Source organism: Ideonella dechloratans, from assembly GCF_021049305.1.
GTDB lineage: Bacteria > Pseudomonadota > Gammaproteobacteria > Burkholderiales > Burkholderiaceae_C > Ideonella > Ideonella dechloratans.
This window is the reverse complement of sequence record NZ_CP088081.1, coordinates 2,206,175-2,231,122: the sequence shown is the minus strand read 5'-3', so window position 1 is coordinate 2,231,122 and position 24,948 is coordinate 2,206,175. Positions and strand designations below refer to the sequence as shown.

Here is a 24,948-nt window from a genome sequence, read left to right as displayed (position 1 = left end):
GTCGACCGGTGCCGGGATTTTACGCGTTCACCAAGGGAAGACCCCATGTCCGATGCCAGCGCCGTCACTGCTGCCCAGGCCGAGTCCGCCGCGGACGGGCCCGAGGGGCAGTTCGTCAGCTTTCCGGGCTCGCCCTTCCAGCTCTTCCAGCCCTATCCGCCGGCGGGGGATCAGCCCACGGCCATCGCGCAGTTGGTCGAAGGCGTGGAGGACGGCCTGGCCTACCAGACGCTGCTGGGTGTGACGGGCTCGGGCAAGACCTTCACCATGGCCAACGTGATCGCCCGCCTGGGGCGGCCGGCCATCGTCTTCGCGCCCAACAAGACGCTGGCGGCGCAGCTCTACAGCGAGTTCCGCGAGTTCTTTCCGAAGAACGCGGTGGAGTATTTCGTCAGCTACTACGACTACTACCAGCCCGAGGCCTATGTGCCGCAGCGCGACCTGTTCATCGAGAAGGACAGCGCGATCAACGAGCACATCGAGCAGATGCGGCTGTCGGCCACCAAGAGCGTGCTGGAGCGGCGCGACACCATCGTGGTGGCCTCGGTCAGCGCCATCTACGGCATCGGCAAGCCCGAGGACTACACGCAGATGCGGCTGATCGTGCGGGTGGGCGACAAGGTGGGCCAGCGCGACCTGATCGCTCACCTGATCCGCATGCAGTACACCCGCAACGACATGGACTTCGGCCGCGGCACCTTCCGCGTGCGGGGCGATACCATCGACGTCTTCCCGGCCGAACACTCCGAGCTGGCGGTGCGCATCGAGCTGTTCGACGACGAGATCGACGGGCTGGCGCTGCTGGACCCGCTGACCGGCCAGGTGCGGCAGAAGATCCCGCGCTTCGTGATCTACCCGGCCAGCCACTACGTGACGCCGCGCGAGACGGTGCTGGCCGCCATCGAGGGCATCAAGGCCGAGCTGCGCGAGCGCCTGGACTTCTTCGTCAAGGAGGGCAAGCTGGTCGAGGCCCAGCGCCTGGAGCAGCGCACCCGCTTCGACCTGGAGATGCTGCAGGAGGTGGGCCACTGCAAGGGCATCGAGAACTACTCGCGGCACCTCTCGGGCGCCAAGCCGGGTGAGCCGCCACCGACCATGGTGGACTACATGCCCGCCGACGCTCTGATGTTCCTGGACGAAAGCCACGTGCTGATCGGCCAGTTCGGCGGCATGTACAACGGCGACCGGGCCCGCAAGACCACGCTGGTGGAATATGGCTTCCGTCTGCCGAGTGCGCTGGACAACCGGCCGCTGAAGTTCGACGAGTTCGAGCGCCGCATGCGGCAGTGCGTCTTCGTCTCGGCCACGCCGGCCGACTACGAGAAGACCCACGCCGGCCAGGTGGTCGAGCAGGTGGTGCGGCCCACCGGCCTGGTGGATCCGCTGGTCGAGGTGCGGCCGGCCACCCACCAGGTGGACGATGTGCTGCAGGAGATCCGGATCACGGTGGACAAGGGCGAGCGGGTGCTGATCACCACGCTGACCAAGCGCATGGCCGAGCAGTTGACCGACTACCTGACCGAGAACGGCGTCAAGGTGCGCTACCTGCACTCCGACGTGGACACGGTGGAGCGGGTGGAGATCATCCGCGATCTGCGTCTGGGCACCTTCGACGTGCTGGTGGGCATCAACCTGCTGCGCGAGGGCCTGGACATCCCCGAGGTCAGCCTGGTGGCCATCCTGGATGCCGACAAGGAAGGCTTCCTGCGCGCCGAGCGCAGCCTGATCCAGACCATCGGACGCGCCGCGCGCAATGTGAACGGGCGAGCCATCCTCTACGCCGACCGCATCACCGAGTCGATGAAGAGGGCCATGGGCGAGACCGAGCGGCGGCGCGCCAAGCAGGTGGCCTACAACGAGGCCCATGGCATCGTGCCGCGCGGCATCCGCAAGCAGGTGCGCGAGATGATCGACGGTGTGGTGGTCGACAAATCGGGCCAGGACGATCTGCGTCTGGCCCAGCAGGCTGCCGAGGTCGAGGCGCTGTCCGAGAAGGACCTGTCCAAGCGCATCAAGGCCCTGGAGAAGCAGATGCTCGAACATGCCCGCAACCTGGAATTCGAGAAGGCCGCCCGCGTGCGGGACCAACTGGCCCAACTGCGCGAGCAGGCCTTCGGCGGGGGACCGGTCCACGATGGCAATGTGGTGCCGTTCCCGGCCAAGGTCTGAGGCCGGCGCGCGATCGGAGGGGGGCCTGTGATCCGCGTTCTCTTCGTCTGCACGGGCAACATCTGCCGCTCGCCCACCGGTGAGGCCGTGCTGCGCCAGCAGGTGGCCCAGCGGGGCTGGAGCGATCGCATCGAGGTCGATTCCGCCGGGGTGGCCGACTACCACGTGGGCGAGCCGCCGGACCACCGCTCGCAGGCCCATGCCGCGCGCCGTGGTCTGGACCTGAGTGGTTTGCGAGCCCGACAGGTCGGATTGGCGGACTTCTCCCAATTCGACTGGCTGCTGGCGCTGGACCGCAGCCATCTGGTCGCGCTCAAGGCACAATGTCCTCCTGCGCTGCGGTCGCGCGTCCGTCTGTTGATGGACTTCGCGCCCGATCACCCGCTGCGCGAGGTGCCCGACCCCTACTACGGGGGCGCCCAAGGTTTTGAGCAGGTGCTCGACATGATCGAGCTGGCTTGCCGGAACTTCCTGGACCAGCTGCCCATGACGGGCGTGTGACGGTCCGAGACAGCGTTTCCACGCTGGCGACGATCTTGCTTTTTGCCGGTGGAACTGCGCCTGTCGAAGGGGCTGGGAACTTGTCGCCGTCAATCTCGACTAAAAGACTCGGCTTCGTATATAATTGACCAAAACACTCGGGATAGCCCGAGGGTTGACCCTTCCCCAGCTTGTGGGGGCGGGCCGGCGAGGCCGCTGTTCAGCGGTGCTGCGGCATGGTGCGGTAGCCCGATCGCCAACCGAGTTGACAGGAGATTCACATGCGTCTGACCACCAAAGGCCGTTTCGCCGTCACGGCGATGATCGATCTGGCCCTGCGGTCCACCAACGGGCCGGTTGCGCTGGCTGCCATCAGTCAGCGCCAGCAGATCTCTCTGTCCTACCTGGAGCAGCTGTTCGGCAAGCTGCGCCGCCACGAGCTGGTGGAAAGCACCCGTGGTCCGGGCGGAGGTTATTCCCTGGGCCGCAAGGCCGAGGAAATCAGCGTGGCCGACATCATCGTGGCGGTGGACGAGCCCATCGGCGCCACCGGCTGCGGTGGCAAGGAAAACTGCATGGGCGACGACATCGGTCGCTGCATGACCCATGAGCTCTGGGCCAACCTGAACGCCAAGATGATCGAGTATCTGGATTCGATCAACCTGCGCAAGCTCGTGGACGACCAGCTCGCCAAGGGCGTGACCATCGAGGAGGCGCCGGTCAAGCGCGCGATCTCCTCCGTGCCGGTGGTCAAGCCCATCAAGGTCACCGCGCCGAATTCGGTGTTCGCCCTGGGCAACGCCTTTTCCAAGTAAGCCCACGGCGTTTTTCTCACTCATTCACGCTGCTTGTTTCGTCAGGGCAGGGCGGCCGCCGGTGGGTGGGCCGTGGCTGCGCCATCAAGAAGACTCATCATGGACATGACCCCGCATTTCCCGATCTACATGGACTATGGCGCCACCACCCCGGTGGACCCCCGCGTGGTGGACGCCATGATTCCCTGGCTGAGGGAGCACTTCGGCAACCCCGCGTCGCGCAGCCATGCGTGGGGCTGGGAAGCCGAGGAAGCGGTGGAGAAGGCCCGCCAGCAGGTGGCCGACCTGATCGGCGCGGATCCGCGCGAGATCGTCTGGACCAGCGGCGCGACCGAATCCGACAACCTGGCGCTGAAGGGCGCGGCCCACTTCTACCAGGACAAGGGCAAGCACCTCATCACCGTCAAGACCGAGCACAAGGCCATCCTGGACACCATGCGTGAACTGGAGCGCCAGGGCTTCGAGGTGACCTACCTGGACGTGCAGCCCGATGGCCTGCTGGATCTGGAGGCCTTCAAGGCCGCCATCCGGCCCGACACCATCCTGGCCTCGGTCATGTTCGTGAACAACGAGATCGGCGTGATCCAGGACATCCCGGCCCTGGGCGCGATCTGCCGTGAGCATGGCGTGCTCTTCCATGTGGATGCGGCGCAGGCCACCGGCAAAGTCGAGATCGACGTCAAGACCCTGCCCATCGACCTGATGAGCCTGGCCTCGCACAAGAGCTATGGCCCCAAGGGCATCGGTGCGCTGTACGTGCGCCGCAAGCCCCGCGTGCGCCTGGAGGCCCAGATGCACGGCGGCGGTCATGAGCGCGGTCTGCGCTCGGGCACGCTGCCCACGCACCAGATCGTCGGCATGGGCGAGGCTTACCGCATCGCCAAGGAAGAGATGGCCACCGAACTGCCGCGCATCCGTGCGCTGCACGAGCGCCTGGTCAAGGGCCTGACCGAGATCGAGCAGGTCTTCATCAACGGTGACCTGAGCCGCCGGGTGCCGCACAACCTGAACATCTCGTTCAACTACGTCGAGGGCGAGTCGCTGATCATGGGCGTCAAGGGCCTGGCGGTGTCCTCGGGTTCGGCCTGCACCTCGGCCAGCCTGGAGCCCAGCTACGTGCTGCGCGCCCTGGGCCGCAGTGATGAGCTGGCGCACTCGTCCCTGCGCATGACCATCGGCCGTTTCACGACCGAAGAAGAGATCGACTACGCCATCGCCACGCTGAAGGACCGCGTGGCCAAGCTGCGCGAGCTGTCCCCGCTGTGGGACATGTACCGCGACGGCATCGATCTGTCGACCATCCAGTGGAGCGCGCACTGAGCGCTGCACCTTGAAGTTCAGGAGTTAGCAACATGGCATACAGCGACAAGGTCATCGACCACTACGAACACCCCCGCAATGTGGGCAGCTTCGACAAGGGTGACGACACGGTGGGCACCGGCATGGTGGGCGCACCGGCCTGCGGCGACGTGATGAAGCTTCAGATCAAGGTCAACCCCAGCACCGGTCTGATCGAGGATGCCCGCTTCAAGACCTACGGCTGCGGTTCGGCCATCGCATCGAGCTCGCTGGTGACCGAATGGGTCAAGGGTAAGACGCTGGACCAGGCGCTGGAGATCAAGAACACCCAGATCGCCGAGGAACTGGCGCTGCCGCCGGTCAAGATCCACTGCTCCATCCTGGCCGAGGACGCCATCAAGGCCGCGGTGGACGATTACCGCGCCAAGGCTGGCAGCGCGGAGAAGGTGGACTGAAGCCATGTCTGTCACGCTCACCGAAGCCGCTGCCCGGCACGTCACCCGCTACCTGAGCCGCCGCGGCAAGGGTGTGGGGGTGCGGCTCGGGGTCAAGACCACCGGCTGCTCCGGGCTGGCCTACAAGCTGGAGTACGCCGATGAGGTGGCGCCGGAGGACATCGTCTTCGAAGAGCACGGCGTGAAGGTGCTGGTGGATCCCAAGAGCCTGCCCTACATCGACGGCACCGAGCTCGACTTCGTTCGCGAAGGGCTCAACGAAGGCTTCAAGTTCCACAATCCGCGCGAGAAGGACCGCTGCGGCTGCGGGGAGTCCTTCCGCATCTGAGGCAGGCCGTCGCTCGGACGGCTGCGGGTTTCGCCGACAATGTCGGCCCCAGGTCATCGGCGCGGCGCCTCAGGGCCGCGCCTTTTTATTGTCTCTGCTTGTCGATGTCTTCTGATTCCGCCCTCCTGATCCGTCCCGAACGAGCCGACCGACCCGAGGTGGTGGCCCTGCTGGATGCGCTGGATGCCTACCTGGGCAGTCTGTACGCGCCGGAAGACAACCACATCCTCGATGTGGCCGCGCTGCTGGCACCGGAGGTGGACTTTCTGGTGGCGGAGCTGGACGGCCGGCTGGTGGGGTGTGGCGCGACCCGTCGCATGCCGGGTGAGCCGGACACCGCCGGCCAACCGTATGGCGAGATCAAGCGCATGTTCGTGCTGCCCGCGGTGCGGGGACGTCGCATCGCCGAGCAGGTGCTCGGCACGCTGGAGCAGCGTCTGCTGGCGGCCGGCCTGTCCCTTGCAACGCTGGAGACCGGACGCGACCAGCACGAGGCGATTCGTCTCTACGAGCGCTGTGGCTACACGCGTCGGGGACCGTTTGCCGGCTATCCGGACAACGGTTTGTCGGTGTTCTACGAAAAGCGACTCTCGGCATGAACCTGCAAGACGACGATTTCACCCTGTTCGGCCTGCCTCGGCAGTTCCGGCTGGACCGCGCGGCGCTGGACCAGCGCTGGCGCGAGCTGCAGGCCCAGGTTCATCCCGACCGCTTTGCGGCCGAGGGTGCGGCCGCCCAGCGGGTGGCCATGCAGTGGGCGGTGCGCGTGAACGAGGCCTATCGACGCCTGAAGGACCCGCTGGCCCGTGGCGGCTATCTGTGCGAGCTCGCCGGGGTCGAGGTGGGGGCGGAGAACAACACCGCCATGCCCGCCAGCTTCCTGATGCAGCAGATGGAGTGGCGCGAGACGCTGGATGAGGCCTCGGGTCTCGCGGCCGTCGAGGCGCTGGACCGTCTGGTGGCTGCCGAAGAACAACGCATGCTGGCCGAGCTGGAACGTCTGCTCGACCAGGCCCACGATGCCGCCGCAGCGGCACAACAGGTTCGCGCGCTGATGTTCGTGAACCGCTTCCGGGCCGACATCGACCGTCGGCTGGAAGCTCTGGATTCCTGATTTTTCCCATGGCACTGCTGCAGATCTCCGAGCCCGGCCAGGCGCCGGATCCCCACCAACGTCGCATCGCGATCGGCATCGACCTGGGGACCACCAATTCGCTGGTGGCCTCCCTGCGCCACGGCGTGGCCGAGTGCCTGCCCGACGGGCAGGGGCGGGTGATGCTGCCTTCGGTGGTGCGCTACCTGGACGGCAGCGGGCGCCAGATCGGATGGGACGCGGCCGCAGCCCAGGCCGAGGACCCCGAGAACACCATCGTGTCGGTCAAGCGCTTCATGGGGCGGCGTCTGGCGGATGTGGCCGGGCACGAGAAGTTGCCCTACCACTTCGTCGATCAGCCGGGCATGGTGGCCCTGCAGACCCGGCAGGGTCTGAAGACGCCGGTCGAGGTGTCCGCCGAGATCCTGGCCACGCTGCGCTTCCGGGCGGAGGACACTTTCAACGACGACATCTTCGGTGCCGTCATCACGGTGCCGGCCTATTTCGATGATGCCCAACGCCAGGCCACCAAGGACGCGGCCCAGCTGGCGGGCCTCAACGTGCTGCGTCTGATCAACGAACCCACCGCCGCCGCGGTGGCCTACGGCCTGGACAACGGTTCGGAAGGCCTGTACGCGGTCTACGATCTGGGTGGCGGCACCTTCGACATCTCCCTGCTGCGTCTGTCGCGTGGCGTGTTCGAGGTGGTGGCCACCGGCGGAGACGCAGCGCTGGGCGGCGATGACTTCGACCATGCCCTGGCCGACTGGGTGGTCGAATCCACTGCCGTGGTGCCCAAGACGCCCCAGGACAAGCGGGGCCTGCTGGTGGCAGCCCGGGCAGCCAAGGAGGCCTTGACGGCATCCGATGTCGTGGAACTGCATGCATCCGTGGGTGGGCAGGCGCTGACCGTGTCGGTCAGCCGCACCCAGTTCGACCTGCTGACCCGGCCCCTGATTGACCGCACCCTGCAGGCGGTGCGTCGCGTGCTGCGCGACGCCCGTGTCACGCGCGACGAGGTCAAGGGCGTGGTGATGGTGGGCGGCTCGACCCGCGTGCCGGCGGTGCAGACGGCGGTAGGCGAGTTCTTCGGCCGGCCGCCGCTCACCAATCTGGATCCGGATCAGGTGGTGGCACTCGGTGCCGCCATCCAGGCCAACGCCCTGGCGGGCAACGCGGTCGATGGCGAACTGCTGCTGCTGGATGTGATTCCGCTGTCGCTGGGCCTGGAAACCATGGGCGGACTGGTGGAACGCGTGATCGAGCGCAACACCACCATCCCGGTGGCCAAGGCCCAGGACTTCACCACCTTCAAGGATGGCCAGACCGCGATGGCCATCCACGTCGTGCAGGGCGAGCGCGAGCTGGTGTCCGATTGCCGCTCCCTGGCCCGTTTCGAACTGCGGGGCATTCCGCCGATGGCCGCCGGCGCGGCCCGCATCCGGGTCAGCTTCCAGGTCGATGCCGATGGCCTGCTGAGCGTGTCTGCGCGCGAGCAGACGTCCGGCGTGGAAGCGACGGTGCAGGTCAAGCCCAGCTATGGGTTGGCCGACGAGGAGATTGCCCGCATGCTCAAGGAGGGCTTCTCCAGTGCCGAGGCCGACATGCAGGCCCGGGCCCTGCGCGAGGCCCAGGTGGAGGCGGACCGCATGACCCTGGCCACCCAGGCGGCCTTGGCCGCCGACGGCGATCTGCTGTCCGCCGACGAGAGAGCGGACATCGACACCCTCCTGCACGCCCTGCAACGCGCCAAGACCGGCGATCAAGCTGAAGCCATCAACGCGGCGGTGGAGGCTTTGGCCAAGGGGACCGAGGCCTTTGCCGCTGCCCGTATGAACCGCGGCATCCAGGCGGCCCTGACCGGGCGCCGGCTGGATGCCCTGTGACCTGAACCGTTTCCGGACCAACCATGCCGATCATCCACATCCTGCCGCACGCCAGTCTGTGTCCCGAAGGCGGTGACATCGAGGCCCCCACCGGCACCTCCATCTGCGAAGCCTTGCTCGACCACGGCATCGCCATCGAACATGCCTGCGAGATGAGTTGTGCCTGCACCACCTGCCATGTGGTGGTGAAGCAGGGCTACCGCTCCCTGGGGGAGCCTGACGAGATCGAGGAAGACCTGCTGGACAAGGCCTGGGGGCTCACGCCGACCTCGCGGCTGTCGTGCCAGGCCATCGTGGGGACCGAGGATGTGACCATCGAGATCCCGAAGTACACGATCAACCACGCACGCGAGAACCACTGATGCCAGAAACCGCCGGGCTCCAGGGAGCAGGGCGGTCTTTTGAAGGGGGTCAGTGGCTGGCGAACAGTTGGAAAGGCCAGCTCAGGAGGCGGCGCTTGGGAAGTTCTTCCTCGGCTTCCCGTGCATCCAGCAACTCGCAGGTGTTCAGATGGCTGAGCAGGCGGGTGACATCGTGGGCCGACGCGCCGGTGCACTTCTGCAAGTGGGTTTCGGTGACATAGCGCTGCGAGAGCTCGCTCACCATGCGCCGGTAGGCGGTTCGGCGAAACTCAGCGGGCAAATCGGGCCAAGCCGTGATCTTGTATTCCTTCATGGTCCCAACGTCCTCGGAAGGGTGGGGCGTTTGTGACGCCCTCATCGATACACAACGCGCTGATTCTCACCAGTTTTGGTGACAATATGCTAGCCCTCGATCAAGCAAATTGCGAAATTTCGTGACAGTCACTGCCTCCGCCCTGGTGCTGGGATTCGAATCCTCCTGCGATGAAACCGGTGTGGCGGTGGTGCGCTGCGGCCCCGCCGGGGTGCCGCAACTGCTGGGGCAGGCCTTGCACAGCCAAATCCAGATGCACCAGGCCTATGGCGGCGTGGTGCCGGAACTGGCCTCGCGTGATCATGTGCGGCGTGCGATTCCCTTGGCGCGCGAGGCTTTGCGCGCGGCCGGGGTCGAATTGAAGGATGTGGATGCCGTGGCCTACACCCAGGGGCCGGGGCTGGCGGGGGCGCTGCTAGTGGGGGCCGGCATCGCCACGTCCCTGGCGGCGGCGCTGGGCCGGCCCACCTTGCCTGTGCATCACCTGGAGGGGCATCTGCTTTCTCCCTTCTTGTCCGCCGATCCGCCGGAGTTTCCTTTTGTGGCCCTGCTGGTGTCCGGTGGGCACACGCAACTGATGCGCGTGGATGGCGTGGGCTCGTATGAGCTTTTGGGTGAAACCATCGACGACGCCGCAGGCGAAGCCTTCGACAAATCAGCCAAGCTGCTGGGGCTGGGCTACCCGGGCGGGCCGGCGCTGGCCCGTTTGGCAGAAAGTGGGCGGGCCGACGCCTTTGCCTTGCCACGGCCTTTGCTGCACCAACCCAATCTGGATTTTTCTTTTGCCGGGCTGAAGACGGCGGTGATGACGACGCTGCAGAAAATGGGGCCTGATCCGTCGGATGCCGCGCGGGCGGATCTCGCGGCCAGCGCCCAGGCAGCCATCGTGGATGTGCTGGTGCAGAAGTCCATCAAGGCGATGAAGGCCACCGGGCTGAACCGGCTGGTGGTGGCGGGCGGCGTCAGCGCGAACCGTGCATTGCGCGCTCAGCTGGACGCTGTGGCGGCGCGCCGGCGCTGGCGCGTTCATTATCCCGAACTGGCGCTGTGCACCGACAACGGCGCGATGATCGCGCTGGCGGCCGCCATGCGCTGGCAGGCGGGGCTGGTGCAGCCTTCGCGTGCCTACAGTTTCGAGGTGCGTCCGCGCTGGGACTTGGCCGACGCCTGATCGGCCCCGGCCGCTGTCGCTCAGTTGCTGCGGTACTGCAGGTGCATCTGGTCCATGCGCGCGACCTGGCCTGAGGTGAACTGGTTCATGCAGGCGTCGTCGGTGTAGTCCATGAAGTTGGTGATCGGGTCCAAGCCTGCCTTGCGGCGGCAGCTGTCACGCCCGGTGGGGCAGCCGTAGGCCGCTGAACGCTCGGATGGCGTGTCATTGACTTGGTCGCCCGAAGCGGTGCAGCCACCTTGGAAGGTGTGGTACAGGCCCAGCCAATGGCCGATCTCGTGCGTGCCGGTGTCGCCTTCGTCGTAGGGGGCGGCGCCGCCTCCTGGCACGCTGCTGTACAGCACCACCACGCCATCCTGTGTCGGCGCGCGGCTGTAATCCGAAGGGAAGGTCGCCCAGCCCAGCAGGCCGCCACTCGGGTTGGCGGAGTACAGGTTCAGCGTTTCCGCGCCGCCCTGGCGCAGCGCCTTCTTGGCCTGGTTTTCGGCCGTGCTGCCCGGGGTCATGGCGAACCAGGCGGCGTTGGTGGTGCGGTCCACGGCTGCCAGCGTGAACCGGAAGGGGGTGCTGGCGTAGGCGGCATTCAGCACGGTGATCTGGTCATCGATCTGGCTCTGCGGCACGTCGCCGTTGGCGGCTCCGCTGCCCTGGTTGATCACATGGAACCAGACCGGGACCGTCACCGAGCCGGGATTGCGGGCGGTGGCCAGGCCGCGGGCGTGGCGCTCCCGCAGAAAGCTCATCAGCCGCTCATCGATGCGGGCCCGCTCGCTGGCTTCGGGGGCCACGGTCATGCAGCGGTGGCTGAGGATGTCATCCGTCGCAGCCTGGGCGCTGGCGATGCCGGTCAGAAGGCTCAAGGAGAGCAGTGCGCGTTGCAGCAGGGGTCTCAAGATAGGCTCCCTCTATCGGGTGGCTGATCGGGTGGATGGGCGGCCTCTGCGCCCTGAATCTGGGATTGTTCTTGCTGCCCGGCCGTGGGCCATCCCCAGTCTGGCGTCGGGTCGACCCGGAGTTCCCGGCGGGCGTGCTGGTGCAAGCGAGGACTTTGGTTTAGAATCCAACGCTTCGTTCGGGAATCATCCCGGATGGAAGAGCACGGCGCGGGTTGGTTTCACCTGCGACCGCAAGTCATCAACGGAAACCGCAGGCGTCCAGGTCGCCCCGCCAAGGGGTGTTCCGGGTGTGGCGGAATCCCAAACAAAGGAAATCGCCATGTCCGTGGCAGACCTCAACAAGGCCGACATCGTCAAGGCCCATGCCCGCAGCGCCGCCGATACCGGCTCCCCCGAAGTCCAGGTGGCCCTGCTGACCGCTCGCATCAACGAGCTGACCCCTCACTTCAAGACCCACGCCAAGGATCATCATGGCCGCCGCGGTCTGCTGAAGATGGTCAACCAGCGCAAGCGCCTGCTGGCCTACCTGAAGGGCAAGGATGCCGAGCGCTACACTGCACTGATCCAGAAGCTGGGCCTGCGCAAGTAAGCCAGGCATCGCTGGTCAAGAGCCTGTCTGGAGTTCCACCCAGCACAGGCTCTTTGTTTTTTCGGAGTGCAACCGGGTTCGGGGTACTGTCGTGTCATTCCAAAGTGGGGGCGTGTCCCTCACCCTGGAATGGCATACCGCCCGACACGGTGACTCCCGGTCCCACGGCGCCGCCGCCAAGAGCGCCGCGTTCACCGGAGACATCCATGAGCATGTTCAACAAAGTCACCAAGACCTTCCAGTGGGGCCAGCATCAGGTCACCATGGAAACCGGCGAGATCGCCCGCCAGTCCAGCGGTGCCGTCATCGTCAACATCGAAGACACCGTGGTGCTGGCCACCGTGGTCGCCAAGACCGAGCCCAAGCCGGGCCAGGACTTCTTCCCGCTGACGGTCGACTACATCGAGAAGACCTACGCCGCCGGCAAGATCCCGGGCAGCTTCTTCAAGCGCGAAGGCCGCCCCAGCGAGCTGGAGACCCTGACCAGCCGCCTGATCGACCGCCCGATCCGCCCCCTGTTCCCCGAGGGCTTCTTCAACGAAGTCCAGGTCGTCGTCCATGTGCTGAGCCTGAACCCCGAGGTGCAGGCCGACATCGCCGCCATGATCGCCACCTCGGCCGCGCTGGCCGTGTCCGGCATCCCGTTCAACGGCCCGATCGGCGCCGCCCGCGTGGGCTATGTCAACGGCGAATACGTGCTGAACCCGGGCAAGACCCAGCTGGCCGATTCCAAGCTGGATCTGGTCGTGGCGGGCACCGAAGCCGCCGTGCTGATGGTGGAATCCGAGGCCGACCAGCTGTCCGAGGACGTGATGCTGGGCGCCGTGGTGTACGGCCATGACCAGGGCAAGGTGGCGATCAACGCCATCCACGAACTGGTGCGTGAGGCCGGCAAGCCCGTCTGGGACTGGAAGGCGCCGGCCAAGGACGAGGCCTTCATCGCCAAGGTGACCGAACTGGCCGAGCCGCAGCTGCGCGCCGCCTACCAGATCCGCTCCAAGCAGGCCCGCACCCAGGCTTGCCGCGAGGCCTACGCTGCCGTCAAGGCTGCGCTGACCGAGCAGGGCCTCACCTTCGACGGCGTCGAGGTCGACGGCCTGCTGTTCGAGATCGAGGCCCGCATCGTGCGTGGCCAGATCCTGGCCGGTGAGCCCCGCATCGACGGTCGTGACACCCGCACCGTGCGTCCGATCGAGATCCGCAACAGCGTGCTGCCGCGCGCCCACGGCTCGGCGCTGTTCACCCGTGGCGAGACCCAGGCCCTGGTGGCCGCCACGCTGGGCACCGACCGCGACGCCCAGGTGATCGACGCGCTGGCGGGCGAGTACAGCGAGCGCTTCATGCTGCACTACAACATGCCTCCGTTCGCCACCGGCGAAACGGGCCGCGTCGGCAGCCCCAAGCGCCGCGAAATCGGCCATGGCCGTCTGGCCAAGCGCGCCCTGGTGGCCTGCCTGCCGGATAAGGAAGACTTCCCCTACAGCATCCGCGTGGTCTCCGAGATCACCGAATCCAACGGCTCTTCGTCGATGGCCTCGGTTTGCGGTGGCTGCCTGGCACTGATGGACGCTGGCGTGCCGATGAAGGCCCATGTGGCTGGCATCGCCATGGGCCTGATCAAGGAGGACAACCGCTTTGCGGTGCTGACCGACATCCTGGGCGACGAAGATCACCTGGGTGACATGGACTTCAAGGTGGCTGGCACCACGCAGGGCGTGACCGCGCTGCAGATGGACATCAAGATCCAGGGCATCACCAAGGAAATCATGCAGGTCGCTCTGGCCCAGGCCAAGGAAGCGCGCATGCACATCCTGGGCAAGATGGTGGAAGCCATGGGCGGCGCCAAGACCGAGGTCTCGCAGTTCGCGCCGCGCCTGTACACCATGAAGATCAACCCGGAGAAGATCCGTGACGTGATCGGCAAGGGCGGCGCCACCATCCGTGCGCTGACCGAGGAAACCGGCTGCACGATCGACATCGGCGAAGACGGCACCATCACCATCGCCTCGACCGATGCCGACAAGGCCGAGTTCGCCAAGAAGCGCATCACCGAGATCACCGCCGAGGCGGAAGTGGGCAAGGTCTACGAAGGCCCGGTCACCAAGATCCTGGACTTCGGCGCCCTGGTCAACATCCTGCCGGGCAAGGATGGTTTGCTGCACATCAGTCAGATCGCCCACCAGCGCGTCGAGAAGGTCGAGGACTTCCTGAAGGAAGGCCAGATCGTCAAGGTCAAGGTGCTGGAGACCGACGAGAAGGGTCGCATCAAGCTGTCCATGAAGGCGCTGCAGGAGCGTCCGGAAGGCATGGAGGAAGAGCGCTACGAGCGTGCTCCGCGCGAGCGTGGTGACCGCGGTGACCGTGGCGAGCGCCGTGACCGCGGCGAGCGCGGTGAGCGCAGCGAGCGTCCCCGTCGTGAGCGCGCCGAGCAGCAGCCGGCGCCCGAGGCTGTGACGGACAACGGTGTCGCCCAGCAGCAGCAACAGCAGCAGTAAGCCGACACCGATGCGTGCGATCGAGATCACCCGCTTCGGCAAGCCCGAGGTCCTGGTCGAGGCGGTTCGCCCCGACCCGGCCCCCGGGGCTGGCGAAGTTCTGGTGCGTGTGCGAGCCTCCGGCGTCAACCGTCCGGATGTGCTGCAGCGCAAGGGCGCCTACGCGCCCCCGCCGGGCGCCTCCGACCTGCCGGGTCTGGAGATCGCGGGTGAGATCGTCGCAGGCGATGCTGCCGAACTGGCCGCCGCCGGCTTTGCGCTGGGCGATGCGGTGTGTGGTCTGGTGGCCGGCGGCGGTTATGCCGAGTTGTGCGTGGTGCCGCTGGCCCAATGCCTGCCGGTGCCGGACGGTCTGAGTCTGATCGAGGCGGCCAGTCTGCCCGAGACCTTCTTCACCGTCTGGTCGAACGTGTTCGACCGCGGGCGTCTGCAGGCGGGGGAGACCCTGCTGGTGCAGGGGGGAGGCAGTGGCATTGGTGTCACGGCCATCCAGCTGGGCAAGGCCCTGGGGGCAACCGTGATCGTCACCGCCGGCAGCGACGAGAAGTGCGCGGCTTGCGTGGCGCTGGGCGCCGACCATGCCATCAACTACCGCGCCCAGGACTTCGCCGAAGAGGTCAAGCGCCTCACGGCTGGTCGTGGTGCCGATGTGGTGCTGGACATGGTGGCCGGTGACTATGTCGCCCGCGAGGTGTCCTGTCTGGCCGACGATGGTCGCATCGTGATCATCGCCATCCAGGGGGGCGTGAAGAGCGAGTTCAACGCCGGTGAGGTCCTGCGTCGCCGCTTGACGATCACGGGCTCGACACTGCGTCCGCGCCCGGTCGCCTTCAAGGGGGCCATTGCCGCCGCGTTGCGCGAAAAGGTCTGGCCCCTGCTGGCGGCGGGTCGCATCAAGCCGGTGATCGAACAGGTGTTCCCGGCGGCCCGGGCGGCCGAGGCCCATGCGCTGATGGAATCCAGCCAGCATGTCGGCAAGATCGTGCTGGACTGGGCGGCCTGAAGGCCGCAGAAGAATCGAGAGACAAGAGAGGTTCCATGCGACGCAAGTTGGTGGTTGGCAATTGGAAGATGCACGGCAGCCACAAGGGCAATGCCGAGCTGCTGGCCGGCATCGTGGGGGCGCGCCCCTTCGCTTGCGATGTGGCGGTGTGTGTGCCGTTTCCCTACCTGTCCGAAACGGCCGTGACCCTGGCCAACACCGATCTGCGCTGGGGGGCTCAGGATTGTTCGGCGCACGAGCAAGGCGCCTACACCGGTGAGGTGTCCGCGGGCATGCTGGCTGAGTTCGGCTGCCGCTATGCCATCGTCGGTCACTCCGAGCGCCGCGCCTACCATGGCGAGTCGGACCAGGTGGTGGCCGACAAGGCCAAGGCGGCGCTGGCGCGAGGCATCACCCCCATCGTCTGCGTGGGCGAGACCCTGGCGCAGCGCGACGCGGGGGAAACTGAAGCGGTGGTCAAGCGTCAGTTGTCGGCAGTGATCCAGAAGCTGGCGCACTGCGTGGGCGAGATGGTGGTGGCTTATGAGCCGGTCTGGGCCATTGGCACCGGGCGCACGGCCACGCCCGAGCAGGCCCAGGCGGTGCATGCCGTGCTGCGGGCCCAGCTGAAGGCGGCCACGCCCCGCGCGGACACCATGGTGCTGCTCTATGGTGGCAGTGTGAAGCCGGATAACGCGGCCAGCCTGTTTGCCCAGGCCGACATCGACGGTGGCCTGATCGGCGGCGCCGCCCTGAAGGCGGAAGACTTCGTGGCCATTTGTCGCGCGGCCGGCTGAGGACGGCTCGGCACCGTACACATCAATCTTTGGAGTAAGAATTCATGCATATCTGGATGAACCTGCTGGTCGTGCTGCAAATGGTGGCTGCCATCGTCATGATCGGCTTGGTGCTGGTGCAGCACGGCAAGGGGGCCGACATGGGGGCCTCGTTCGGTAGCGGGGCTTCGGGCAGCCTGTTCGGTGCCACCGGCAGTGCCAGCTTCCTGTCGCGCACCACGGCGGTGTGTGCCACGGTGTTCTTCCTGGCGACGCTGGGCTTGGCGTTCATGTCCAACAGCGTGTCGCGTGCCCAGCCGGCGGACACTGGCAGCGTGCTGGAAAAGGCCGCGCCGGCCGTGCCCCAGATCCCCACGGCAGTCCAGGTGCCTGCTTCCGGTGCATCGAACTGACAATCTGTTTGAACAGACCGCGTGAAAGATGAGTTAAGTCATTTTTCAGGCTAGAATCGATGGCTGTTCAGTGAGCAACACCTCACGCAAACTGGACAGACACTAGACAGGACTGAACCACGCCGACGTGGTGAAATTGGTAGACACGCTATCTTGAGGGGGTAGTGGCGAAAGCTGTGCGAGTTCGAGTCTCGCCGTCGGCACCAGATTCATCGGCAGGGCCTTCATCCGGAGTCCTGCCGAGCGCCCTGAGGTCATCGGGGAAGGCTGGGCGCGCAGTGCCTGGGGCCGTGGGCCTCAGGGGGCGCGCCCTTTTCATTGTCCGGATGCGCTTTTGACGACTGCTGGAACCCGCCGACCATGGACCTGCAACCCTATCTTCCCGTCATTCTCTTCATTCTGGTCGGAGCGCTGGTCGGGGTTGCCCCGCAGGTGCTGGGCTTTCTGCTGGGCCCCAATCGGCCGGATGCCGAAAAGAACTCGCCCTACGAGTGCGGCTTCGAGGCCTTCGAAGATGCCCGCATGAAGTTCGATGTTCGCTACTACCTGGTGGCGATCCTGTTCATCCTGTTCGACTTGGAAATCGCCTTCCTGTTCCCTTGGGCTGTTTCGCTCAAAGACATTGGGGCGTCAGGTTTCTGGGCGATGATGGTTTTCCTGTCGATCCTGGTGGTCGGCTTTGCCTACGAATGGAAGAAGGGCGCTCTCGACTGGGAGTGATCCCCGGCCGGGTGTTCGAGGCGGCATCCCTCCCGGGATGTCACGACCACAGCGAGAAGCACACTACACATGGGTAATGAAGGCATTCTGAAGGAAGGCTTTGTCACCACCTCGGTTGACAAGCTGGTGAACTGGTCCAAGACGGGCTCGCTCTGGCCCATGACCTTTGGTCTGGCCTGCTGCGCGGTCGAGATGATGCACGCCGGTGCGGCGCGCTACGACATCGACCGTTTCGGCATGTTGTTCCGCCCCAGTCCCCGTCAGTCCGATCTGATGATCGTGGCGGGCACGCTGTGCAACAAGATGGCGCCGGCCCTGCGCAAGGTCTATGACCAGATGGCCGAGCCGCGCTGGGTGCTTTCCATGGGCTCCTGTGCCAACGGCGGCGGTTACTACCACTACAGCTACTCGGTGGTGCGTGGCTGCGATCGCATCGTGCCGGTGGATGTGTATGTCCCCGGCTGTCCGCCCACGGCGGAAGCCCTGCTGTACGGCATCCTGCAGCTGCAGGCCAAGATCCGGCGCGAAAACACCATTGCCCGCTGAGCGCGGGTGGGTCCACACATGACGCAGAAACTCGACAACCTGCAAGCCGCCCTGACGGACGTGCTGGGCGAGCGCATCCAGCGCCTCCAGCGCGAGCGCGGCGAGATCACCATCACGGTCAAGGCCGCGGATTACCTGGGCGTCGCCCAGGCGCTGCACGACGATTCCCGGCTCCAGTTCGAGCAACTGATCGACCTGTGCGGCATGGACATGTCCACCTACCGCAACGAGCCCTGGGAGGGGCCCCGCTTCATGGTGGTGACGCACCTGCTGTCTGTTTCGCTGAACTGGCGCGTGCGTCTGAAGGTCTTCGCGCCGGACGACGACCTGCCGATGGTGGCCTCGGTCAACGACATCTGGAACTCGGCCAACTGGTTCGAGCGCGAGGCCTTCGACCTGTACGGCATCATCTTCGAAGGTCACCAGGACCTGCGTCGCATCCTGACCGACTACGGCTTCATCGGCCATCCGATGCGCAAGGACTTCCCTGTTTCCGGCCATGTCGAGATGCGCTACGACGCCGAGACCCGGCGCGTGGTCTACCAGCCGGTGACCATCGAGCCGCGCGAGATCACTCCGCGCGTGGTCCGCGAAGACAACTACGGCGGCCTGCACTGAGCCCGGGAACCCGTCATGGCAGACATCAAGAATTACACCCTGAACTTCGGTCCGCAGCACCCGGCCGCGCATGGCGTGCTGCGCCTCGTGCTGGAGCTCGACGGCGAGGTCATCCAGCGCGCTGACCCGCACATCGGCCTGTTGCACCGCGCCACCGAGAAGCTGGCCGAGCAGAAGACCTTCATCCAGTCGCTGCCCTACATGGACCGGCTGGACTACGTGTCGATGATGTGCAATGAGCACGCCTATTGCCTGGCCACCGAGCGGTTGCTGGGCATCGAGGTGCCGCTGCGCGCCCAGTACATCCGCGTGATGTTCTCGGAGATCACCCGTCTGCTGAACCACCTGTTGTGGATCGGCGCGCACGGCATCGACTGCGGGGCGATGAACATCCTCATCTACGCGTTCCGCGAACGCGAAGACCTGTTCGACCTGTACGAAGCCGTGTCCGGTGCCCGCATGCACGCGGCCTACTTCCGTCCGGGCGGTGTCTACCGCGATCTGCCGGACACCATGCCGCAGTACCAGGCGAGCAAGATCCGCAACGAGCGCGCGATCAAGAAGCTCAACGAGAACCGCCAGGGTTCGATGCTGGACTTCATCGACGACTTCTGCGCGCGCTTCCCGAAGAACGTCGACGACTACGAGACCCTGCTGACCGACAACCGCATCTGGAAGCAGCGCACGGTCGGCATCGGCGTGGTTTCGCCCGAGCGTGCCCTGAACATGGGTTTCTCCGGCCCGATGCTGCGCGGTTCCGGCGTGGCCTGGGACCTGCGCAAGACCCAGCCCTACGATGTCTATGCCAACATGGACTTCGACGTGCCGGTGGGCAAGAACGGTGACACCTACGATCGCTACCTGGTCCGCGTGGCCGAGATGCGCCAGTCCAACCGCATCATCAAGCAGTGCGTCGACTGGCTGCGTGCCAACCCGGGGCCGGTGATCACCGACAACCACAAGGTGGCGCCGCCCAAGCGGGTCGAGATGAAGTCGAGCATGGAAGAGCTGATCCATCACTTCAAGCTCTTCACCGAAGGCTTCCACGTGCCCGAAGGCGAGGCCTATGCCGCCGTCGAGCATCCGAAGGGTGAATTCGGTATCTACATGGTCAGCGACGGCGCCAACAAGCCGTACCGCCTGAAGATCCGCGCCCCGGGCTTTGCCCACCTTGCCGCGCTCGACGAGATGGCGCGCGGCCACATGATTGCCGACGCCGTCGCGGTGATCGGCACCATGGACATCGTGTTTGGCGAGATCGATCGATGACACTTTCTGACGCCACCAAGGCCCGCTTCGCCAAGGAAGTGGCCAAGTACCCCAAGGAGCAGGCGCAGTCGGCCGTGATGGCCTGCCTGTCCATCGTGCAGCAGGAGCAGGGCTGGGTGTCCTCCGAAGCCGAGGCCCAGATCGCCGAGTACCTGGGCATGCCCGCCATCGCGGTGCACGAGGTCACCTCCTTCTACAACATGTACAACCAGCAGCCGGTCGGCAAGTTCAAGCTGAACGTCTGCACCAACCTCCCGTGCCAGCTGCGCAACGGCCAGCAGGCGCTGGAGCACCTGTGCGAGAAGCTGGGTGTGGAGGATGGCGGCACCACCGCGGACGGTCTGTTCACCGTGGCCAAGTGCGAATGCCTGGGCGCCTGTGCCGATGCGCCGGTGATGCTGGTCAACGACCGCCAGATGCTGAGCTACATGAGCAACCAGAAGCTCGACGAGATGATCGACCTGATCCGCTCGGAAGCAGGAAAGGCGGTCTGACCATGGCACTGGATCTCTCCCGTTTCCAGGCCACCGGCCTGGAGACCTGTTTCCATGACCGCCACATCGGCGCCCAGATCTATGCCGGGCTGACCGGCAGCAACTGGCGCCTGCAGGATTACCTGGCGCGCGGTGGCTACCAGGCCCTGCGCAAGATCCTGGGCAAGGACGGCGGCGAAGGTCTGACGCAGGACCAGGTGATCGCCGAGGTGAAGGCGTCCGGTCTGCGCGGCCGTGGCGGCGCCGGCTTCCCGACGGGCCTGAAGTGGAGTTTCATGCCCCGCGCATTCCCGGGTCAGAAGTACCTGGTGTGCAACTCCGACGAGGGCGAGCCCGGGACCTGCAAGGACCGCGACATCCTGCGCTACAACCCGCACATCGTGATCGAGGGCATGGCCATTGCCGCCTACGCGATGGGCATCAGCCAGGGCTACAACTACATCCACGGCGAGATCTTCGAGGTCTACGACCGCTTCGAGGAAGCCCTGGACGAGGCGCGTGCCGCCGGTCTGCTGGGTGACAACATCCTGGGCAGCGGTTTCAGCTTCAATCTGCACGCCCACCACGGTTTCGGTGCCTACATCTGCGGCGAAGAGACCGCGCTGCTGGAGTCGATCGAAGGCAAGAAGGGGCAGCCCCGCTTCAAGCCGCCGTTCCCGGCCAGCTTCGGCCTGTACGGCAAGCCCACCACCATCAACAACACCGAGACCTTCGCGGCGGTGCCCTGGATCATCCGCAACGGCGGCCAGGCCTACCTCGAGTGCGGCAAGCCCAACAACGGCGGCACCAAGATCTTCTCGATGGTCGGCGACGTGGAGCGTCCGGGCAACTACGAGATTCCGATGGGCACGCCGTTCTCCAAGCTGCTGGAACTCGCCGGCGGTGTGAAGGGCGGCAAGAGGCTCAAGGCGGTGATCCCGGGCGGTTCGTCCGCACCCGTGCTGCCGGCATCCATCATGATGGACTGCACGATGGACTATGACTCCATCAGCAAGGCCGGCTCGATGCTGGGCTCCGGCGCCGTCATCGTGATGGACGAGACCCGCTGCATGGTCAAGAGCCTGCAGCGCCTGTCCTACTTCTACTCGCACGAGTCCTGTGGCCAGTGCACGCCCTGCCGCGAAGGCACGGGTTGGCTGTGGCGCGTGGTGGACCGCATCGAGAACGGTCACGGCCGTGCCGAAGACCTCGAACTGCTGGACAGCGTGGCCGGCAACATCATGGGCCGCACCATCTGCGCCCTGGGCGATGCCGCCGCGATGCCGGTGCGCGGGATGCTGAAGCATTTCCGCGACGAGTTCGCGCACCACATCGAACACAAGACCTGCATGGTCCCGGCCTACGTCTGAGCGGGGCACACACGATATGTTGGAAATCGAACTCGACGGCAAGAAGGTTTCGGTGCCCGAAGGCAGCATGGTGATGCATGCGGCCGATGCGGCTGGCACCTACATCCCGCACTTCTGCTATCACAAGAAGCTCTCCATCGCGGCCAACTGCCGCATGTGCCTGGTGGACGTGGAGAAGGCACCCAAGCCGATGCCGGCCTGCGCCACGCCCGTCACCCAGGGCATGGTGGTGCGCACCAAGAGCGAGAAGGCCGTGGTGGCGCAGAAGTCCGTCATGGAATTCCTGCTGATCAACCACCCGCTGGACTGCCCGATCTGCGACCAGGGCGGCGAATGCCAGCTGCAGGATCTGGCGGTGGGCTACGGTGCTGGTGCCTCGCGCTACGAAGAAGAGAAGCGCGTCGTCTTCCACAAGAACGTGGGCCCGCTGATCTCCATGGAAGAGATGAGCCGCTGCATCCACTGCACCCGCTGCGTGCGCTTTGGCCAGGAAGTGGCCGGCGTGATGGAGCTGGGCATGCAGAACCGTGGCGAGCACTCCGAGATCACGACCTTCGTTGGCCAGACGGTGGACTCCGAGCTGTCGGGCAACATGATCGACCTGTGCCCGGTCGGTGCGCTGACCAGCAAGCCCTTCCGCTACAGCGCCCGCACTTGGGAACTGTCGCGTCGCAAGAGCGTCAGCCCGCACGACTCCACCGGTGCCAATCTGATCGTCCAGGTCAAGAACCACCAGGTTCTGCGCGTTGTTCCGCTCGAGAACGAGGACGTGAACGAGTGCTGGCTGGCCGACCGTGACCGTTTCAGCTACGAAGCCCTGAACAGCGAACAGCGTCTGACCACCCCGATGATCAAGCAGGGTGGCCAGTGGATGTCGGTGGACTGGAACACCGCGCTGGGTTACGTCGCCGACGGGCTCAAGCGGGTCAAGGCCGAGTTCGGTGCCGCAGGCATCGGCGCCCTGGGCTCTGCCCACAGCACGGTGGAAGAACTGCATCTGCTGGCCAAGCTCGTGCGTGGCCTGGGCAGCGACAACATCGACCACCGTCTGCGCCATGCCGATTTCACGGTGGGGCAGGGCGTGCGCTGGCTCGGGATGCCGATTGCCTCGCTGTCCACCCTGGACCGCGCTTTCGTCGTGGGTTCCTTCCTGCGCAAGGATCACCCGCTGTTCGCGCAGCGGATCCGCCAGGCCGTTCGCCGCGGTGCCCAGGTCTTCAGCCTGAATGCCGTGCATGACGATTGGGCCATGCCGCTGAGCGGCACGGTGACGGCCGCGCCGGCCGACTGGGCCCAGGCCCTGGCCAATGTGGCTGGCTACGTGGCATCTGCCAAGGGTGTGGCGGCACCGGCCACCGCGCTGGTGTCGACCGAAGCCGAGGCCGTGGCGCAGGCGCTGCTGTCCGGCCAGAGCTCGGCCATCCTGCTGGGCAATGCCGCGGCACAACACCCGCAGGCAGCCACGCTGCTGGCTCTGGCCAATTGGATCGGGGCTCAGACGGGCGCCGCGGTGGGCTATCTGACCGAGGCCGCCAACACGGTGGGCGCGCAGTTGGTCGGGGCGCAGCCGGCGCAAGGCGGCCTGAACGCGGGTCAGATGCTGTCTCAGCCGATGAAGGCGCTGCTGCTGCTGAACACCGAGCCGGTGCTGGACGCGGCCGATGCCGCGGCCGCCCGGGCCGCGCTGGAAGGGTCGGGCCTGGTGGTGGCGCTGACCTCGTTCAAGGACGCGGTGGTGCCCAACGCGGACGTGATGCTGCCCATCGCGCCCTTTGCAGAGACTGCCGGGTGCTTCGTGAACGCGGAGGGGCGCGTGCAGTCCTTCCACGGCGTGGTGCAGGGCAAGGGCGACACCCGTCCGGCCTGGAAGGTGCTGCGCGTGCTGGGCAATCTGCTGGGCCTGCCGGGCTTCGAGCAGGAGTCGGTCGAGGAAGTTCGCGCCGAGGCGCTTGGCGACGTGTCGACCATTCCCGCCCGTCTGAACAATGGCGTCGCGCTGACCGTGAGCCTGCAGGCCCCGTCGGCCGGCCTGCAGCGCATCGCCGATGTGCCCATCTACAGCACCGACAGTCTGGTGCGTCGTTCGCCCTCGTTGCAGCTGACCCGCGACGCCCAGGCGCCGGCGGCCAGTCTGCCCACCGCACTGTGGAAGCAATTGGGCCTGAGCGCGGGTGCCAAGGTTCGCGTGTCGCAGGGTGCCGCATCCGTGGTGCTGCCCGCCCGTGAAGACGCCTCCCTGGCTGCCAACGTGGTGCGTGTGCCGGCTGGCCACGCCGATACCGCGGGTCTGGGTGCGATGTTCGGCGCCATCACCGTCGAGGCGGCCTGAGGCCAGGGGTAGGAACTCACATGATCGACAACATCTACCAAGCCGGGCTGGCCCTGATGGGCGGCCTGTTGTGGCCCGTCGTGTGGTCGCTGATCAAGATCGTGGTGGTGATGCTGCCCCTGCTGGGCTGCGTGGCTTACCTGACCCTCTGGGAGCGCAAGGCCATCGGCTGGTCGCAGATCCGTCCGGGCCCCAACCGCGTGGGTCCCTTCGGCCTGCTGACCCCGATCGCCGACGCGGTCAAGCTGATCTTCAAGGAGATCATCCGGCCGACGGCAGCCAGCAAGGGCCTGTTCTTCCTGGGCCCCATCATGACCATCATGCCGGCCCTGGCCGCGTGGGCGGTGATTCCCTTCGGCCCCGATGTGGCGCTGGCCAACATCAACGCCGGCCTGCTGTTCCTGATGGCCATCACCTCGCTCGAGGTGTACGGCGTGATCATCGCCGGCTGGGCCTCCAACTCGAAGTACGCCTTCTTGGGCGCGCTGCGCGCTTCGGCCCAGATGGTCAGCTACGAGATCGCCATGGGCTTCGCCTTGGTGATCGTGCTGATGGTCACCGGCAGTTTGAACCTCAGCGATGTGGTGATGCAGCAGGGCAAGGGCCACATGGCCGGCATGGGCCTGGGCTTCCTGTCCTGGAATTGGCTGCCGCTGCTGCCGGTGTTCATGGTGTATTTCATCTCGGGTCTGGCCGAGACCAACCGCCACCCCTTCGACGTGGTGGAAGGGGAGTCGGAAATCGTGGCAGGGCACATGATCGAGTACTCGGGCATGTCCTTCGCCATGTTCTTCCTGGCCGAGTACGCCAACATGATCCTGGTGTCGATGCTGACCGTGCTGCTCTTCCTGGGCGGCTGGCTGAGCCCCGTCGCCTTCCTGGATTTCATCCCGGGCTGGATCTGGCTGGCGATCAAGGTTTTCGTCGTCGTCACGATGTTCCTGTGGGTGCGCGCCTCCTTCCCGCGCTACCGCTATGACCAGATCATGCGTCTGGGCTGGAAGATCTTCATCCCGATCACCCTGGTGTGGCTGGTCGTGGTGGGTCTGTGGATCCAGTCGCCCTTCAACATCTGGCAGTAAGGCGCGAGAAAGAGCAACC

At 65.9% G+C, this 24,948-nt stretch carries 26 protein-coding genes and 1 tRNA gene; 25 read left to right on the top strand and 2 right to left on the bottom strand.

Annotation, left to right across the window (positions count from 1 at the left end):
- Positions 1 to 45: 45 nt before the first annotated feature.
- From uvrB to fdx, 10 genes are all read left to right on the top strand, one after another.
- Entirely contained in the window at positions 46 to 2,169 is a 2,124-nt protein-coding gene (gene uvrB, locus LRM40_RS10370) for an excinuclease ABC subunit UvrB (protein ID WP_151123119.1), read from the top strand.
- A gap of 27 nt (positions 2,170 to 2,196) precedes the next feature.
- Positions 2,197 to 2,670, top strand: a complete 474-nt coding sequence (locus LRM40_RS10365; RefSeq protein ID WP_151123120.1) for a low molecular weight protein-tyrosine-phosphatase — start codon at positions 2,197 to 2,199, stop codon at positions 2,668 to 2,670.
- Between the two features lie 260 nt (positions 2,671 to 2,930).
- Positions 2,931 to 3,464 (top strand): Fe-S cluster assembly transcription factor, encoded by a 534-nt coding sequence (locus LRM40_RS10360; RefSeq protein WP_151123121.1) that lies wholly within the window; start codon positions 2,931 to 2,933, stop codon positions 3,462 to 3,464.
- Between the two features lie 99 nt (positions 3,465 to 3,563).
- Positions 3,564 to 4,784: an IscS subfamily cysteine desulfurase gene (locus LRM40_RS10355; protein ID WP_151123122.1), complete on the top strand. Its 1,221-nt coding sequence runs from the start codon at positions 3,564 to 3,566 to the stop codon at positions 4,782 to 4,784.
- Between the two features lie 32 nt (positions 4,785 to 4,816).
- Positions 4,817 to 5,218 carry a Fe-S cluster assembly scaffold IscU gene (gene iscU / locus LRM40_RS10350; protein ID WP_151123123.1) on the top strand — a complete coding sequence of 134 codons (402 nt, stop codon included), beginning with the start codon at positions 4,817 to 4,819 and terminating at the stop codon, positions 5,216 to 5,218.
- 4 nt (positions 5,219 to 5,222) lie between these two features.
- Positions 5,223 to 5,546 (top strand): iron-sulfur cluster assembly protein IscA, encoded by a 324-nt coding sequence (iscA, locus tag LRM40_RS10345; protein ID WP_151123124.1) that lies wholly within the window; start codon positions 5,223 to 5,225, stop codon positions 5,544 to 5,546.
- A gap of 104 nt (positions 5,547 to 5,650) precedes the next feature.
- Complete coding sequence (locus LRM40_RS10340; protein WP_151123125.1) at positions 5,651 to 6,145, top strand: GNAT family N-acetyltransferase; 495 nt, start codon at positions 5,651 to 5,653, stop codon at positions 6,143 to 6,145.
- Positions 6,142 to 6,660, top strand: a complete 519-nt coding sequence (gene hscB / locus LRM40_RS10335; RefSeq protein ID WP_151123126.1) for a Fe-S protein assembly co-chaperone HscB — start codon at positions 6,142 to 6,144, stop codon at positions 6,658 to 6,660. The genes LRM40_RS10340 and hscB overlap by 4 nt, the downstream gene beginning before the upstream one ends.
- Positions 6,661 to 6,668: 8 nt before the next feature.
- Positions 6,669 to 8,525: a Fe-S protein assembly chaperone HscA gene (gene hscA / locus LRM40_RS10330; protein ID WP_151123127.1), complete on the top strand. Its 1,857-nt coding sequence runs from the start codon at positions 6,669 to 6,671 to the stop codon at positions 8,523 to 8,525.
- A 23-nt stretch (positions 8,526 to 8,548) separates the two neighbouring features.
- Positions 8,549 to 8,887 carry an ISC system 2Fe-2S type ferredoxin gene (gene fdx / locus LRM40_RS10325; protein ID WP_022979010.1) on the top strand — a complete coding sequence of 113 codons (339 nt, stop codon included), beginning with the start codon at positions 8,549 to 8,551 and terminating at the stop codon, positions 8,885 to 8,887.
- Positions 8,888 to 8,936: 49 nt separating this feature from the next.
- Here fdx and LRM40_RS10320 read toward each other — a convergent pair whose 3' ends face one another.
- Positions 8,937 to 9,200, bottom strand: a complete 264-nt coding sequence (locus LRM40_RS10320) for a hypothetical protein (protein ID WP_151123128.1) — start codon at positions 9,198 to 9,200, stop codon at positions 8,937 to 8,939.
- Between the two features lie 121 nt (positions 9,201 to 9,321).
- On the opposite strand from LRM40_RS10320, the gene tsaD reads away from it, so the two are divergent.
- Positions 9,322 to 10,371 (top strand): tRNA (adenosine(37)-N6)-threonylcarbamoyltransferase complex transferase subunit TsaD, encoded by a 1,050-nt coding sequence (tsaD, locus tag LRM40_RS10315; protein ID WP_151123129.1) that lies wholly within the window; start codon positions 9,322 to 9,324, stop codon positions 10,369 to 10,371.
- Positions 10,372 to 10,391: 20 nt separating this feature from the next.
- Here tsaD and LRM40_RS10310 read toward each other — a convergent pair whose 3' ends face one another.
- Complete coding sequence (locus LRM40_RS10310; protein WP_211372945.1) at positions 10,392 to 11,231, bottom strand: zinc metalloprotease; 840 nt, start codon at positions 11,229 to 11,231, stop codon at positions 10,392 to 10,394.
- A gap of 355 nt (positions 11,232 to 11,586) precedes the next feature.
- Between LRM40_RS10310 and rpsO the strand changes: the two genes are divergently transcribed.
- The 14 genes from rpsO to nuoH all read left to right on the top strand — a co-directional run bounded on the left by rpsO (position 11,587) and on the right by nuoH (position 24,929).
- Entirely contained in the window at positions 11,587 to 11,856 is a 270-nt protein-coding gene (gene rpsO / locus LRM40_RS10305) for a 30S ribosomal protein S15 (protein ID WP_022979007.1), read from the top strand.
- Positions 11,857 to 12,062: 206 nt separating this feature from the next.
- A complete protein-coding gene (gene pnp / locus LRM40_RS10300; protein WP_151123130.1) occupies positions 12,063 to 14,351 on the top strand; it encodes a polyribonucleotide nucleotidyltransferase in 2,289 nt (762 codons plus the stop codon).
- Between the two features lie 10 nt (positions 14,352 to 14,361).
- The gene (locus tag LRM40_RS10295) at positions 14,362 to 15,354 is read left to right on the top strand and encodes an NAD(P)H-quinone oxidoreductase (protein WP_151123131.1); all 993 of its coding nucleotides are present in this window, start codon (positions 14,362 to 14,364) and stop codon (positions 15,352 to 15,354) included.
- A gap of 35 nt (positions 15,355 to 15,389) precedes the next feature.
- A complete protein-coding gene (tpiA, locus tag LRM40_RS10290; protein WP_151123132.1) occupies positions 15,390 to 16,130 on the top strand; it encodes a triose-phosphate isomerase in 741 nt (246 codons plus the stop codon).
- 44 nt (positions 16,131 to 16,174) lie between these two features.
- Positions 16,175 to 16,522, top strand: a complete 348-nt coding sequence (gene secG, locus LRM40_RS10285) for a preprotein translocase subunit SecG (protein ID WP_151123133.1) — start codon at positions 16,175 to 16,177, stop codon at positions 16,520 to 16,522.
- A 121-nt stretch (positions 16,523 to 16,643) separates the two neighbouring features.
- A tRNA-Leu gene (locus LRM40_RS10280) sits at positions 16,644 to 16,728 on the top strand.
- A gap of 154 nt (positions 16,729 to 16,882) precedes the next feature.
- Complete coding sequence (locus LRM40_RS10275; RefSeq protein WP_151123134.1) at positions 16,883 to 17,242, top strand: NADH-quinone oxidoreductase subunit A; 360 nt, start codon at positions 16,883 to 16,885, stop codon at positions 17,240 to 17,242.
- Positions 17,243 to 17,311: 69 nt separating this feature from the next.
- The gene (locus tag LRM40_RS10270) at positions 17,312 to 17,788 is read left to right on the top strand and encodes a NuoB/complex I 20 kDa subunit family protein (protein ID WP_022981287.1); all 477 of its coding nucleotides are present in this window, start codon (positions 17,312 to 17,314) and stop codon (positions 17,786 to 17,788) included.
- Positions 17,789 to 17,806: 18 nt separating this feature from the next.
- The gene (locus tag LRM40_RS10265; RefSeq protein WP_151123135.1) at positions 17,807 to 18,406 is read left to right on the top strand and encodes an NADH-quinone oxidoreductase subunit C; all 600 of its coding nucleotides are present in this window, start codon (positions 17,807 to 17,809) and stop codon (positions 18,404 to 18,406) included.
- A 15-nt stretch (positions 18,407 to 18,421) separates the two neighbouring features.
- Positions 18,422 to 19,675, top strand: a complete 1,254-nt coding sequence (locus LRM40_RS10260; protein WP_022981285.1) for an NADH-quinone oxidoreductase subunit D — start codon at positions 18,422 to 18,424, stop codon at positions 19,673 to 19,675.
- On the top strand, positions 19,672 to 20,169 hold the full coding sequence (locus LRM40_RS10255; protein WP_151123136.1) for an NADH-quinone oxidoreductase subunit NuoE family protein: 498 nt from the start codon (positions 19,672 to 19,674) through the stop codon (positions 20,167 to 20,169). The genes LRM40_RS10260 and LRM40_RS10255 overlap by 4 nt, the downstream gene beginning before the upstream one ends.
- Before the next feature lie 2 nt (positions 20,170 to 20,171).
- Positions 20,172 to 21,518: an NADH-quinone oxidoreductase subunit NuoF gene (gene nuoF / locus LRM40_RS10250; protein ID WP_151123137.1), complete on the top strand. Its 1,347-nt coding sequence runs from the start codon at positions 20,172 to 20,174 to the stop codon at positions 21,516 to 21,518.
- A gap of 16 nt (positions 21,519 to 21,534) precedes the next feature.
- Complete coding sequence (gene nuoG / locus LRM40_RS10245; RefSeq protein ID WP_151123138.1) at positions 21,535 to 23,847, top strand: NADH-quinone oxidoreductase subunit NuoG; 2,313 nt, start codon at positions 21,535 to 21,537, stop codon at positions 23,845 to 23,847.
- A 20-nt stretch (positions 23,848 to 23,867) separates the two neighbouring features.
- The gene (gene nuoH, locus LRM40_RS10240; protein WP_151123139.1) at positions 23,868 to 24,929 is read left to right on the top strand and encodes an NADH-quinone oxidoreductase subunit NuoH; all 1,062 of its coding nucleotides are present in this window, start codon (positions 23,868 to 23,870) and stop codon (positions 24,927 to 24,929) included.
- The last annotated feature ends 19 nt before the right edge of the window (positions 24,930 to 24,948 follow it).

Bases quoted from the DNA above. Each gene is read 5' to 3' on its own strand.
- uvrB (WP_151123119.1), top strand. From the start codon at position 46: ATGTCCGATGCCAGCGCCGTCACTGCTGCCCAGGCCGAGTCCGCCGCG.
- LRM40_RS10320 (WP_151123128.1), bottom strand. From the start codon at position 9,200: ATGAAGGAATACAAGATCACGGCTTGGCCCGATTTGCCCGCTGAGTTT.
- iscU (WP_151123123.1), top strand. From the start codon at position 4,817: ATGGCATACAGCGACAAGGTCATCGACCACTACGAACACCCCCGCAAT.
- LRM40_RS10355 (WP_151123122.1), top strand. From the start codon at position 3,564: ATGGACATGACCCCGCATTTCCCGATCTACATGGACTATGGCGCCACC.
- nuoF (WP_151123137.1), top strand. From the start codon at position 20,172: ATGGCACTGGATCTCTCCCGTTTCCAGGCCACCGGCCTGGAGACCTGT.
- LRM40_RS10295 (WP_151123131.1), top strand. From the start codon at position 14,362: ATGCGTGCGATCGAGATCACCCGCTTCGGCAAGCCCGAGGTCCTGGTC.
- secG (WP_151123133.1), top strand. From the start codon at position 16,175: ATGCATATCTGGATGAACCTGCTGGTCGTGCTGCAAATGGTGGCTGCC.
- LRM40_RS10270 (WP_022981287.1), top strand. From the start codon at position 17,312: ATGGGTAATGAAGGCATTCTGAAGGAAGGCTTTGTCACCACCTCGGTT.
- LRM40_RS10255 (WP_151123136.1), top strand. From the start codon at position 19,672: ATGACACTTTCTGACGCCACCAAGGCCCGCTTCGCCAAGGAAGTGGCC.
- iscA (WP_151123124.1), top strand. From the start codon at position 5,223: ATGTCTGTCACGCTCACCGAAGCCGCTGCCCGGCACGTCACCCGCTAC.
- nuoH (WP_151123139.1), top strand. From the start codon at position 23,868: ATGATCGACAACATCTACCAAGCCGGGCTGGCCCTGATGGGCGGCCTG.
- fdx (WP_022979010.1), top strand. From the start codon at position 8,549: ATGCCGATCATCCACATCCTGCCGCACGCCAGTCTGTGTCCCGAAGGC.
- pnp (WP_151123130.1), top strand. From the start codon at position 12,063: ATGAGCATGTTCAACAAAGTCACCAAGACCTTCCAGTGGGGCCAGCAT.
- hscB (WP_151123126.1), top strand. From the start codon at position 6,142: ATGAACCTGCAAGACGACGATTTCACCCTGTTCGGCCTGCCTCGGCAG.
- nuoG (WP_151123138.1), top strand. From the start codon at position 21,535: ATGTTGGAAATCGAACTCGACGGCAAGAAGGTTTCGGTGCCCGAAGGC.
- LRM40_RS10265 (WP_151123135.1), top strand. From the start codon at position 17,807: ATGACGCAGAAACTCGACAACCTGCAAGCCGCCCTGACGGACGTGCTG.
- hscA (WP_151123127.1), top strand. From the start codon at position 6,669: ATGGCACTGCTGCAGATCTCCGAGCCCGGCCAGGCGCCGGATCCCCAC.
- LRM40_RS10360 (WP_151123121.1), top strand. From the start codon at position 2,931: ATGCGTCTGACCACCAAAGGCCGTTTCGCCGTCACGGCGATGATCGAT.
- LRM40_RS10340 (WP_151123125.1), top strand. From the start codon at position 5,651: ATGTCTTCTGATTCCGCCCTCCTGATCCGTCCCGAACGAGCCGACCGA.
- rpsO (WP_022979007.1), top strand. From the start codon at position 11,587: ATGTCCGTGGCAGACCTCAACAAGGCCGACATCGTCAAGGCCCATGCC.
- LRM40_RS10260 (WP_022981285.1), top strand. From the start codon at position 18,422: ATGGCAGACATCAAGAATTACACCCTGAACTTCGGTCCGCAGCACCCG.
- LRM40_RS10275 (WP_151123134.1), top strand. From the start codon at position 16,883: ATGGACCTGCAACCCTATCTTCCCGTCATTCTCTTCATTCTGGTCGGA.
- tpiA (WP_151123132.1), top strand. From the start codon at position 15,390: ATGCGACGCAAGTTGGTGGTTGGCAATTGGAAGATGCACGGCAGCCAC.